Source organism: Prevotella sp. HMSC077E09 (assembly GCF_001814685.1).
GTDB classification, from domain to species: Bacteria; Bacteroidota; Bacteroidia; order Bacteroidales; family Bacteroidaceae; genus Prevotella; species Prevotella oris.
Genome location: NZ_KV817514.1, coordinates 59,158 through 72,181, shown reverse-complemented (window position 1 = coordinate 72,181; position 13,024 = coordinate 59,158). Strand labels below are relative to the sequence as shown.

Annotated in this window: 10 protein-coding genes; 9 read left to right on the top strand and 1 reads right to left on the bottom strand. The window is 46.4% G+C overall.

Features of this window, described 5'->3' with window-relative positions:
* Both HMPREF2983_RS02950 and HMPREF2983_RS14405 read left to right on the top strand, forming a co-directional pair.
* A partial coding sequence (locus HMPREF2983_RS02950) for a fimbrillin family protein (RefSeq protein WP_141757615.1) occupies positions 1–2,271 on the top strand: 2,271 nt, incomplete at its 5' end.
* Positions 2,272–2,487: 216 nt separating this feature from the next.
* Complete coding sequence (locus HMPREF2983_RS14405; RefSeq protein ID WP_256374452.1) at positions 2,488–2,616, top strand: hypothetical protein; 129 nt, start codon at positions 2,488–2,490, stop codon at positions 2,614–2,616.
* A 100-nt stretch (positions 2,617–2,716) separates the two neighbouring features.
* Here HMPREF2983_RS14405 and HMPREF2983_RS14470 read toward each other — a convergent pair whose 3' ends face one another.
* Positions 2,717–2,953, bottom strand: coding sequence for a hypothetical protein (locus HMPREF2983_RS14470; protein WP_371441334.1), 237 nt, complete (start codon positions 2,951–2,953; stop codon positions 2,717–2,719).
* Here HMPREF2983_RS14470 and HMPREF2983_RS02945 point away from each other — a divergent pair.
* The 7 genes from HMPREF2983_RS02945 to HMPREF2983_RS02910 all read left to right on the top strand — a co-directional run bounded on the left by HMPREF2983_RS02945 (position 2,906) and on the right by HMPREF2983_RS02910 (position 13,005).
* Positions 2,906–3,709: a DUF6261 family protein gene (locus HMPREF2983_RS02945; RefSeq protein ID WP_371441333.1), complete on the top strand. Its 804-nt coding sequence runs from the start codon at positions 2,906–2,908 to the stop codon at positions 3,707–3,709. The genes HMPREF2983_RS14470 and HMPREF2983_RS02945 overlap by 48 nt on opposite strands.
* Positions 3,710–3,983: 274 nt before the next feature.
* Positions 3,984–5,318 carry an MFS transporter gene (locus HMPREF2983_RS02940; RefSeq protein WP_070666593.1) on the top strand — a complete coding sequence of 445 codons (1,335 nt, stop codon included), beginning with the start codon at positions 3,984–3,986 and terminating at the stop codon, positions 5,316–5,318.
* 88 nt (positions 5,319–5,406) lie between these two features.
* A complete protein-coding gene (gene nagB / locus HMPREF2983_RS02935; protein WP_070666590.1) occupies positions 5,407–6,195 on the top strand; it encodes a glucosamine-6-phosphate deaminase in 789 nt (262 codons plus the stop codon).
* The gene (locus tag HMPREF2983_RS02930) at positions 6,195–8,183 is read left to right on the top strand and encodes a glucosamine-6-phosphate deaminase (RefSeq protein ID WP_070666588.1); all 1,989 of its coding nucleotides are present in this window, start codon (positions 6,195–6,197) and stop codon (positions 8,181–8,183) included. Before nagB ends, HMPREF2983_RS02930 begins: the two co-directional genes overlap by 1 nt.
* Before the next feature lie 30 nt (positions 8,184–8,213).
* Entirely contained in the window at positions 8,214–9,851 is a 1,638-nt protein-coding gene (locus tag HMPREF2983_RS02925; RefSeq protein WP_070666586.1) for a beta-N-acetylhexosaminidase, read from the top strand.
* Between the two features lie 135 nt (positions 9,852–9,986).
* Positions 9,987–11,084, top strand: coding sequence for an SGNH/GDSL hydrolase family protein (locus HMPREF2983_RS02920; RefSeq protein WP_070666583.1), 1,098 nt, complete (start codon positions 9,987–9,989; stop codon positions 11,082–11,084).
* A 943-nt stretch (positions 11,085–12,027) separates the two neighbouring features.
* The gene (locus tag HMPREF2983_RS02910) at positions 12,028–13,005 is read left to right on the top strand and encodes a glycoside hydrolase family 130 protein (protein ID WP_004371886.1); all 978 of its coding nucleotides are present in this window, start codon (positions 12,028–12,030) and stop codon (positions 13,003–13,005) included.
* The last annotated feature ends 19 nt before the right edge of the window (positions 13,006–13,024 follow it).

Here is a 13,024-nt window from a genome sequence, read left to right as displayed (position 1 = left end):
AGTTTAATTTATAATAGTGTTGCGGAATTAAGGTACAACAAAAAAGTCAATAAGGACGGTAAGATGTTCCAGCCCGAGGTTTGGACTTCGGCAGCTTCCACCTTGAAGTTCTATGCCGTTTATCCCTATATGGACGGCACGAACACGCGTCAGAAACTCGTGCAACCTACAGAAGGAAGCATGCCTTACATCGATTTTGAAGCTTCGACCGACATCGCCAACCAAACCGACCTGATGACAGCCGAAACCGATGTGCTCACCTACACCCCCACCGGTGGAGCGCCCCACGTTGTGCCCTTGAAGTTCTACCACGCGCTGACCGCCATCCGCTTCGGTATCGGCTCAAACCTCTCGTGGAACAAAACCATCAAGAGCATCGAGTTCAAAGGCGTCTACAAAAATGCCCAGTACAACCTGACCACCAAGACCTGGAGCAATCATGGCAGCACGGAGAACTTCAAGCTGGATAACATCAATGCGTCTACCTCGGGCACACTGAACACCGTCATCGTGAAAGACGGCAACACCTTCCTCATGGTGCCGCAGACCGTGCCCGCAGGCGCAAAGATTGTCATTACCTTCTCCGACAACACCCATATCACCGCCAATATCGGTGGCAAGGAGTGGAAAGCCGGTACGACAAAGACCTACATGATGACCGAGAAGAACAGCAACTGGGATTATCAGATTGAGACGACCGACCCTGCCACCATCGCCTATGACCAGACCACAAGCACCAACAACTACACCGTCCAGAGTTATCGTAAAGACCCAACGACCAATACTTTCCAACCCGTGAAGTGGGAAGTCGTGAGCTATCAGGAAAGCACTGACGGCGGTAAAACCTGGAGTGAAGAGAGCCCCAACAAGCCCAGTTGGCTCACCAATCTCAGCCTGACCAAAGGCGCTGGTGGAAAGGATGCAGAGGTGGGCAAGCCCACGGTGACCACAGTCATCGTAGACAGCTTAGCCTATCGCAACCAGGCCCTCAAGAATGCCGAAGAGAAAGGAAGCAACTCCAACCCTTACAACCTTGCCAACCAAACCAATGGTGGCGAACAGGTTGAAAACACGGCCAACTCTTACGTGATTTCCGCACCGGGCTACTATCGCATTCCGCTCGTTTATGGCAACGCTATCAAGAACGGTCAAAAGAACGAAAGCGCGTATAAGACAACCCATGCAGGCACCAATATTCTGTCGCACTTCAAGGACCATAATGATGTAGTCATCACCGACCCTTGGATAACCCAGACCAACAGCGGCGCCAACAAGCCCAATGGCGCAAAACTCGTTTGGGCTGACGAAACTGGGCTCGTTGAAAGTCTTGGCATCTCGGCAGATGGCAAGTTCCTGCAGTTCCGTGTTCCTAAAGACAAGATCAAAACCGGAAACGCCGTCATCGCCGCAACCAAGGATGGTGTTGTCGTATGGTCATGGCATCTGTGGTTCACCGAGGCCAACGTGCTGAAGACTACGAAGGTGACCAATTTCCAAAAGAAAGATTACAACTTCACCAACGAAACCCTCGGCTGGAAATATACAAAATGGCAGACTACGACTTATTCAGCTCCCCGCAAGGTGAAAGTGAAAGTACGGCAACTGGAAAAGAATGGTGGCAACTATAAAGAAAGCACCATCACCATCACACAGAACAATGGGGCCCTGCGTGAAGGCTACAACACCCTCTATCAGTTCGGCCGCAAGGATGCGCTCCCTGGAACAGATGATATTCTTGGAGGCACTTTCAATAAGAACGGCGGCAATAATATGTCTATCCAGAACAGTATTCAGAATCCCGGGACTTTATATATATGGGGTTCAAGTTGGTTTGACGGTTACAATCAGCGCAACCTCTGGTCGATGGAGAACACTACGATAGGCCTCAACGACAACCGTGTTGTCAAGACCATCTACGACCCTTGTCCTGCCGGTTTCCACATGCCCGCCTCTAACGCCTTCACCGGTTTCACGACGAATGGTCAGAATAATGGGCCAATGAATGTAAGCGGTGCTTGGGAGCACGGGTGGAACTTCAACAACAAAATCACTTCTCCCGATGCCACCGTATATTTCCCCGCTTCGGGTTATCGCAACAGCGAAAACGGTTCGCTGTTCGGCGTGGGCTACTTCGGCTACTATCGGTCGGCAGTCCCGAGCAACGACGTGGGCTACGGTTACTACCTGCGCTTCATCTTCTCGGGCGAGGTGTCCCCGCAGCAGAGCGACCTTCGGTCGGACGTGTTCTCCGTTCGCCCCGTACGAGATTAAAGCGCGAATCATTATCTCACAGAGTCGCTCATTAGCGAGAAAAATGATTTCCGCTCTTGCTTTTCGCGCGGAATCCCTGAAAAGCGAAGAAAATCGTGTTTCGGGGCTTCCCGAAGAGCAGAAAACGATGAAAAATGAGAAATACAGCTCGTCGTCGGCCGACGAAATGCAGAAATAGCAAAAAAACACTCGTCGTCGGCCGACGAAATACAAAAAATGACGAAAACTACTCATCGTCGGCTGACGACAGATGAAAAATGCGAAATAAAGCTCGTCGTCGGCCGACGAAATGCAAAAAACGATGAAAACTACTCATCGTCGGCCGACGACGGCATATTTTCTTAAATAACCAACAGATTTTAGCTTTAACAGAAAAAAGGTGGCTTCGGCTGCCACTAATGTCTAACCATAAAAAACAAAAACTATGGAACTAAAAACAATGCACTTAAATCGGCTCCACAACATGGAGCACTTCCAGTTTGCCGGCCACGTCATCGCGATGTGTGAAGAGTCGGCCATTGAGAAAATCAAGGCGGTGTTGGAACCGCTCAAGACGGCCGTGGCCGAGGAGGACAAGGCGCTCAACCTGCCGCGAAAGCAGGAAGGAACGGCCGATTTGGAGGAATTGGACCGCGTGCGCGACCAGGCTTACCGCGCCCTGCAGCTGCTCATCGAGATGCACAGCTATTCGGCGGACACGACGAAGCAAAAGTCGGCGCAGCAGATGAACGAGGTGATGAGTCGCTATCCGAAACTCGCCGTGGCCAACTACGACAAGGAAACGGGAATGATCAAGAACCTTGTGACCGACCTGAACGCTGCCGAACTGTCGCCCGCCGTGACGCAGCTCGGGGCCTCGAACAGCGTGATGCGACTCTCCGTGGCCAATTCTGATTTCGAACAGCGCTATCGCTCACTGTTGAAAGAGACGTTGCCCTCGGGCACATTCGATGTGAAAGCCCTGCGCGCAGCAACCGACAAAGCCCTCAATGCCGTCATCCGCCGCATGGATTCCTTGGATGACCTTGAGCCCGAAACACCCAAGCTGGCCGACCTCATCATGCAGTATAATGCCCTTGTTGATAAATATCGTTTGACTTTAGCCCACCGTGCCGGCACCTCGCAGACGGCCCGCAACAAGCGCACGGCCGAATACGAGGCACTCTTGAAACCCGGTTTCGCTGCCTTGGAGCAGCTCTTGGGTATAGAAAAAGGCAGCCTTTCGTTCACCGGCAAGACCGAGGGCACGGGCACGAAGCGCCACTACGAATTGGCCATGAAAGGCCAGACGCTGCCCGACGGCAAACTAAAGACAATTTGGGTGGGCCTGAACAAGGACGGTTCTCTATTTCTTTATGAGAAGAAGCCCACGAAGCCAGGGGCGGCAGGAACAACCGAAAAGCCCGAGTATGAGATTAAGCCCAAGGCTGAAGCGTGAAAGCCCAAGGCTGGAGAATGAAAATGCAGGGCATTTGATAGAAACAATATACCTGATAGCATATCGCTTTTGATATGCTATTCCCTAATGTTCGGCGCAGGCTGTGTTGTGATAACACGGCCTGCGCTTCTTTTTGTTTCAAAGATGTAAGAATTTTCAGACTACGACTTGTCCTGAATAGTATCTAAGGTAGTAAATTAAAGTTAAATATATTGATATTTGGAGGTAAATGTGTATCTTTGGGGGCCTTTTAATCATAACTTTAACATTATCAATGGATCTAAAAGCTAAGAATCACGCGATAAAGACACCTTCACAAGGAAGACCGCATAGCCCTGCAACATGGGTGCCAACGTTGTATTTTGCCATGGGTATGCCTTTCGTTGTACTCAATATGGTCAGTGCACTGATGTATAAAGGAATGGGCGTGTCTGACGCTCAAATTGCTTTTTGGACCTCGCTTATTATGGTTCCATGGACGCTGAAGCCTTTATGGAGCCCATTTTTGGAGATTTATAAGACCAAGAAGTTCTTTGTTGTGCTCACTCAACTGCTTACCGGCGTGCTCTTTGCATTAGTAGCCTTTGCGCTTCATCTGCCTTCCTTTTTTGCCATTACGATAGCCATCCTTGCGGTGATTGCCATGAGCGGTGCTACACATGATATTGCAGCAGACGGCACGTATATATCGGTGCTTTCCAATGAGGAGCAGGCACGCTGGATTGGTTGGCAGGGAGCATTTTACAATATAGCCAAGATTGCAGCGACAGGTGGATTGGTTTATCTCGCCGGTACATTTATTAAGCTGTTCGGTGTGACAAAAGCTTGGATGATAATCATGCTGATTATTGCAGTAATCATGGTTTCTGTAGGCGTTTATCACTATTTCATGCTTCCTAATCCCAAAGGAGAAGCCGACAAGGAGCCGGTGTCTCTCAAGGACTCCCTGCATGAGTTGCTCGAAGTTTTCTTGGATTTCTTTACCAAACGGCACATCGTCTATTATATCTGCTTCATCATACTTTATCGCTTTGCCGAGGGATTTGTGATGAAGATTGTACCGCTTTTTCTGAAAGCTTCGCGTGCGGAACAAGGATTGGGATTGAGCGAACAAGAGATAGGACTATACTATGGCACTTTCGGTGCTGCTGCCTTTGTCTTAGGTTCCATTCTTGCAGGCTATTATATCGCGTGGAGAGGATTGCAGAAGAGTTTGTTCTCATTGGCATTGGTATTTAATATTCCTTTTGTAGCCTACACATTCTTGGCACTTTATCAGCCGGAAAGTCTTTGGTTGATAGGTGGAGGTATTGTTATGGAATACTTCGGTTATGGCTTTGGCTTTGTGGGATTGTCGCTTTTTATGATGCAGCAGGTAGCACCAGGAAAGCACCAAATGGCACATTATGCCTTTGCCAGTGGTATCATGAACCTTGGAGTCATGTTGCCGGGTATGATGAGTGGTTATATCAGTGATAAGCTTGGATATCAACATTTCTTCCTTGTTGTGTTGGTATGTACTATTCCAGCGCTGCTGATTACATGGTTTGTGCCATTTACTTATCCTGATGCCACAAAGAAAGTCAAGGCAACAGCAGAGAATGAATAAAGTTAATGCTGTTGAAGATAGAATGAAAACAGAGAAAGAGACAGAATAAAATACCCAAACAAAATAAACATTTTAAAACCCAAAAATTATGAGATTAATCATAGAACCCAACTACGAGCAGTTGTCTAAATGGGCTGCCAACTATGTGATTGAACGTATTAATGCTGCCAAAGGACAGGAAAAACCTTTTGTGCTTGGACTGCCTACAGGATCTTCTCCGGAGCGGATGTATGCAGAACTGATAAAGGCTTACAAGGAAGGAAGGGTTAGTTTCAAGAACGTTGTTACTTTTAACATGGATGAGTACGTGGGACTTCCAGAGGATCATCCGCAGAGTTATCACTCTTTCATGGCAGAGAAACTCTTCAATCATATTGACTGTCCGAAAGAAAATATCCACATTCTGAATGGAAACGCAAAGGATTTGCAGGCGGAATGCCAGCATTATGAAGACATGATACGCGAGGCAGGAGGCATTGATCTCTTCTTAGGTGGCATTGGCCCTGATGGACATATCGCTTTTAACGAGCCGGGTTCTTCGCTTCGTTCGCGTACACGCATCAAGACGCTTACGTCTGATACGCGCATTGCCAATTCACGTTTCTTCGATAATGACCCGATGAAAGTTCCTGCACACGCGCTTACTGTGGGAGTCGGCACTGTAATGGATGCAAAGGAAGTGCTGATTCTCGTCAACGGACACCATAAGGCCGAGGCCTTACATGCTGCAGTAGAAGGTGGTATAACCCAGAAATGGACTATCAGTGCGCTGCAGATGCATGAGCATGGCATTATCGTTTGTGATGAGGCTGCTACTGATAAACTCACCGTCGAGACTTACAAATACTTTAAAAACATAGAGAAGGAGAACCTATAATGAAACTGAATTTAAGTTCACAAATCGTACTTAACCAGACACCTGAAGCGTTTTACCGTCCAGCTACAGCTGTAGACCGCTCTGAAATCACTCGTTTTGAGAAAGTTCCAACCGATATCTTCCCAACGATTGAGGAGGGAAGTGTGAGTATTGTCAATCAGTTGGAAGCTGAAATCAAGCGTAAACAGCAGGGAGGGGAGTCCTTTGTTCTGGGCGTAGGCTCTGGTTCTTCGCTTACTCCTATCTTTCAGGAGATGATTAAAAGATATCAAGCAGGGAAACTGAGCTTTAAGAATGTCATCATCTTCAATGCTTACGAATATTTCCCACTTAGTGCTGAGAACGTTAATCGCAGCATCAATCAGCTTAAGGAACGCCTGTTAGATCATATTGACATTGAGGAACAGAATATCCATACTCCAGATGGCACCATCAGCCAGGATGATGTGCAAGAGCATTGTTATCTCTACGAACAGCGCATCAAGAGCCTTGGCGGTTTAGATGCTATTCTTTTGGGAATAGGTCGCATGGGTAATATCGCCACTAACGAACCCGGGTCAAGCCTCACTTCTACATCTCGTCTCATTCTTATTGACGAAATGTCACGCGATGAGATGAAGATGAGCTTCGGATCGCAGGAGACCGTGCCTCCTTGTTCTATCACAATGGGAATTAATACCATCCTTTCTGCACGCAAGATATTCCTTACTGCTTGGGGTGAAGAGAAAGCTGATATCATTAAAGAAACCGTTGAAGGTAAGATTACAGATGCTGTTCCTGCCTCTTTCCTGCAGACTCACAACAATGCCCACGTAGTTATTGACCTTTCTGCAGCTGCTAAACTGACGCGTATTCAGCACCCTTGGCTTGTTGCATCTTGCAAATGGACAGATAAATTGGTGCGTTCAGCACTTGTATGGCTTTGCCAGATTACAGGCAAACCAATCCTTAAACTGACCAATAAAGACTATAATGAGAATGGTTTGAGTGAGTTGTTAGCCCTCTATGGCTCTGCTTACAATGCCAATATTAAGATTTTCAATGACCTTCAGCACACGATTACCGGATGGCCAGGAGGAAAGCCTGATGCTGACGACACCTATCGTCCGGAGCGTGCTAATCCATTCCCAAAGAAAGTCATTGTCTTCTCACCACATCCTGATGACGATGTTATCTCCATGGGTGGCACACTGCGTAGACTTGTACAGCAAGGACATGACGTGCATGTAGCTTATGAAACTTCGGGTAATATTGCCGTCGGTGATGAGGAAGTTGTACGTTTCATGCATTTCATCAATGGCTTCAATCAGCTCTTCGGTAACGAGCAGGATGAGATTATCCGATCAAAATATAAAGAGATAAAGCAATTCCTCAAGAATAAGAAGGAGGGTGATATTGACAGTCAGGACATACGTACTATCAAGGGACTTATCCGTCGTGGAGAAGCTCGTACAGCTTGTACTTTCAATCAAATTCCTCTTGACCATGTTCACTTCCTCGACTTGCCATTCTACGAATCTGGTAAGATAGAGAAGCTTCCCATGGGTGAGGCTGATGTGAATATTGTCAGGAAACTCATCTCAACTGTAAAGCCTAACCAGATTTATGTGGCTGGTGATTTGGCCGATCCACATGGCACTCACCGCAAGTGTACCGATGCTGTTCTTGCCGCTCTCGATATGGAGAAGGAGGCAAATGCAGAGTGGTTGAAAGACTGCCGAGTATGGATGTATCGCGGTGCATGGGCAGAATGGGAGATTGAAAATATCGAAATGTGCGTTCCAATGAGTCCGGAAGAACTTCGTGCAAAGCGTAATTCCATTCTTAAGCACCAGAGCCAGATGGAAAGTGCACCATTCCTGGGCAATGACGAACGCCTCTTCTGGCAGCGTTCTGAAGATCGCAACCGTGGCACAGCCAAGCTCTATGATGATTTAGGACTGGCTTGTTACGAGGCGATGGAGGCTTTCGTAGAATATAAGATATAAGTAATTCATTCACAATCTAAAAACCTATCTATGCACAAAAGAATGTTAATGATAGTTGCTCTCTGCGCTTCTCTGTTACAGGTTAGCGCAGCAGAAGCCGACTATCACGTAATTCCGCTGCCTCAGAAGATTACGATGAGTAAGGGTAAGCCTTTCAGTCTGTTGCCGACAACACAGATTATCTGTACCTCGTCTGATGAACTGATGCAGAAAAATGCACGTTTCCTTTGCGACTATATCAAGGAAACAACGGGGCTGACGCTTACAGTCAACAACTCTGCTAAGGTGAAAACGCCGGCAATCATGCTCGTGCTTGACCCGAAAATGCAGGGAGAAGAGGCCTACAAACTCTCTGTCTCGGCTAAGAAAGTGGTCATCAGCGGACGTACTTCCGCTGGTATCTTCTATGGTATTCAGACGCTTCGCAAATCATTGCCTATCATGAATGCAGCAAATGCGGAGCCTGTTATGCTTCCGGCTGCAGAGATTACCGATGCACCTCGCTTTGCTTATCGCGGTATGATGCTTGATTGCTCACGTCATTTCTTCTCTGTTGATTTCGTGAAGCGGTATATAGATTTACTGGCACTTCACAACATGAATGTCTTCCATTGGCATCTTACCGATGATCAGGGGTGGCGTCTTGAGATTAAGAAGTATCCAAAGTTGACAGAGATTGGCTCCAAACGCACAGGTACAATCATGGGGCATAACTCTGATGTTGATGACGGACAGCCCTATGGCGGTTTCTATACACAGAAAGAGGCAAAGGAGATTGTGGAGTATGCACGCCTGCGTCATATCACCGTTATTCCTGAAATTGACATGCCTGGTCACATGAAAGCAGCTTTAGCTGCTTATCCCGAACTTGGTTGTACAGGCGGGCCTTATGAGGTCGGTCACGCTTGGGGCATTTATAAGGACGTGCTCTGCTTGGGGAATGAAAAGGTTTATCAGTTTGTCAATGATATCATTGATGAAGTTGCCGACATCTTCCCTGCCAAGTACATCCACATTGGTGGTGATGAAACTCCGACCACACGCTGGGGAGAATGTCCTAAATGTAAGAAGGTTGCTGACGAGAATAACTTGAAATTGAACAAGCTGCAAGCTTACTTTACCAACCGCGTTGAGAAATACATCAACGGCAAGGGACGTGAGATTGTCGGTTGGGATGAAATCCTTGATGGCGATATCAACCCGAGTGCAACTATCATGAGCTGGCGTGGTATCGAGCCGGGAGAGCGTGGAGCGAAGTTGGGTCATGATGTCATTATGAGCCCCACGTCATACTGTTACTTTGACTATAAGCAGAATAAAAACGAGGAAACAGAGCCGGAAGGCCAGCATGCACTTCTCACAGTAGAGAAAGTCTACAGCCTTGACCCTGCACCTGCAACGATGTCTGCAGACTCCCGTAAGCATATTCTGGGTGCACAGGGAAACCTTTGGACCGAATATGTGGCTTATCCAAACCGTGCCGAATATGCCGTGTTGCCCCGTATGGCGGCCCTTTGTGAGGTACAGTGGACGCCAACCGATAAGAAAGATTTCAATAACTTCAAGCAACGTGCAGACCACATGGCAAAGATTTATGATCTCCACAACTATGTCTATGCACTCCACCTCTGGCCAAATCGTTTCAATCACAACAGATCTGACTGGTAAACATCATTCTTTTCAGAAGTCGGGAGAACAACAGTTTGCTGCCCGATAACCTCATCCGGAGGCTCATGTTCAACGTATCTATAGGCTGTTGACATTGAGCCTCTTGTTTCGTAGCTATCTAAAACTCTTTTATCTATGAAGCCTTTGAAAGCAAAGACAATCTACATTATTGTGCTCCTCCTGTGCACGTTGCATGCAGGGGCACAGACTCTTGCGTGGTACGACCCCGTGAAAGCCCCCCAATCATGTATTAACGGTAGAGGTTGGGATAGCGAACTGCAAGGAACCTACACCCGTTTGCCTAATCGTATGCAGAAGAATATGCCCGAGAAAGTGTGGAAACTGTCGCAGAATGCAGCAGGACTAACCATAAGATTCACTACGAACTCGCGAACCTTGCAGTTCAAATATACCGTGGTTAATGCTCCTCAATTGCCCAATATGTCAAGGCTCAATCAGGCAGGAATAGACCTATATGCGACAAATAACAATGGCCATACGCACTGGATTGGCAACCACATGCAGTGGAATTGGGGCCCTGACACAATCTCTTTTGCTTTCCGTGAGCTTGAAACTGGCGAGGGAACTTATGAATTATATCTTCCACCTTACAGCACTTTGACATCACTTAAGGTTGGTGTTGAGAAAGAAGCAACCTTTAATTTCTGCCCTGTGAGGACCGATAACCCCATAGTCATCTATGGTTCTTCTATTATTCAAGGTGCATCTCCGTCGCGTCCGGGGCTCATGTGGACCAATATTCTCCAACGACAAACCGGTTATAACATTGTGAATATGGGCTTCTCCGGCTCTTGTTTAATGGAACCTGAACTGTTCAAAGCTTTGAGTGAGATTGATGCCAAACTGTTTATCATTGACCCAATCCCCAACAGTTACAGGCTCACTGATGAAGAAATCATCAAGCGCATCACGCAAGGTGTGCATCAGTTACGTCGAAAAAGCAATGCACCTATCCTTTTGTCAGAGAGCTATCCGCAGCCCGACATCACCTTTAATCCGCATGCTGAAGACCGCATGCGCAGTGCCAATAAAGCATTGCGGGCAGCTTATGAGTCGCTGCTCAAGGCGGGAGTGAAGGGTATCTACTATCAGAACAGTCAAGAGATTGAATTTACTGAAGATGCCATGATAGAGGCTTCTCACCCTAACGACATCGGGAATATGGCTTATGCAAAGGCCTATGAAAAGAAACTCAAGGAAATCCTGCATTAAACAGCAGCAGGATATTCCTTTATTTTAGACGTAAAAAGGAGGGCTGTCAAGGTTATATTTACAGGCTTCAGCCTTTCTTTGAAACTTTGTAAGCCATGAACTCACAGTGTATCTTGCTGCTGACGGATGCATTTCTACCTATCTTTTTGAATTTAACAGCACTTTTGACAACTTCTGTTCAAGGCGTTGTAATTTTATAAAACAGTTCCTCTGGAATTGTGATTTTGTAAATTTTATATCCTGTTTTTTGCCCCTTTTCAACATGACCAAATAGAAATGAAAGACCACTTTCTTTGCATCTATGAAGCCATTTAATGGTTTCGATATCCTCGGTTCTTTCCTTTTATCTTTCAATCTCTGTCACTTTATCGCGCAATATGACTGAAATGACCATGCGATTTGATGCAGATTGCACCACAATTTGATGCAGATTGCAAGGTTATTTGATGCAAAACACAGCATATTTCAGTGTGATTTTACATCGCTTTTTGGCTTGAGTTTTATAATGATTTGATAGCCAATGAGTTGTAAAATGCCAAAATACAGCGCGTATTTGGAGCGAGGAAGACTCCTGTTTCAAATACGCGAGTTATGCGAAAGCATTTGTAAATATTTTTAGGAAAGAATAAAATAGATTTTAATCTTAAGCAAACAACTCCTTGAAGTATTTTGTCCGAGCCTCTCCTTTCTGTGGCATCGTCATTTCATTGAACATAGTTTCTTGTCTTCTCCTGCTTTTAGTTTGCTACAGATAGCCTTTTGCTAAAGCCTTTGTTACATTTTGATGAACAGTCTTCCTCATGTCTGTTTAAAAGAGTTAAGAAGTGTTTTGACGGCTTAATGTTTAATAAATCAAGAGTTTTATCAAAGAAAAGAATTACCTTTGTTATGCATTATTACATGCTGAAATTCACAGAACTAAAAACGTAAAAACATTTTTATAATGAAAAACTTAAAAGACATTCTGCCTTGGGAAGACCGTCCTCAAGGTTGTAAGGACGTGATGTGGCGTTACAGTCAGAACCCCATTATCCATCGATATGACATTCCAACGTCGAACAGTATCTTCAACAGTGCCGTCGTTCCATTTGGAGAAGGCTTTGCAGGGGTGTTCCGTTGCGACAACAAAGCTGTGCAGATGAACATCTTTGCAGGCTTCAGTGATGACGGTATTCATTGGAAAATCAATGAAACTCCTATTGTCTTCGAAGCTGGGAACACAGAGATGATTGAATCAGAGTATAAGTATGACCCACGCGTCACATGGATTGAAGACCGCTATTGGATTACTTGGTGCAACGGTTACCATGGACCAACGATAGGTATTGGCTATACTTTCGACTTTAAGACATTCTATCAGTGTGAGAATGCCTTTCTTCCTTTCAACCGAAATGGCGTACTCTTTCCCGAAAAGATTAATGGGAAGTATGCCTTGTTGAGCCGTCCGAGCGACAATGGTCATACGCCGTTCGGCGATATCTACCTTAGTTTCAGCCCCGACATGAAGTATTGGGGCGAGCATAGATGTGTGATGTCACCCACGCCTTTCCCACAAAGTGCATGGCAATGTACCAAGATAGGTGCCGGTCCCGTGCCTTTCTTGGTCGATGAAGGCTGGCTTTTGTTCTATCATGGCGTAATCACAACGTGCAACGGTTATCGCTATTCGATGGGTGCGGCCATTCTGGATAAGGAGCATCCGGAGCGAGTTCTCTATCGCACTCAACCTTATCTCCTGGCTCCGAACGCTCCTTATGAGCTTCAGGGTGACGTGCCTAACGTGGTGTTCCCATGTGCTGCACTCCACGATGACGAGCGTGTGGCCGTGTATTATGGGGCAGCCGACACTGTTGTAGGATTGTCCTTTGGCTATATTCGCGAGATTGTTGACTTCATTAAGCAGAACAACATATTGAAATAAACATCGTTTTTGCGGGGTA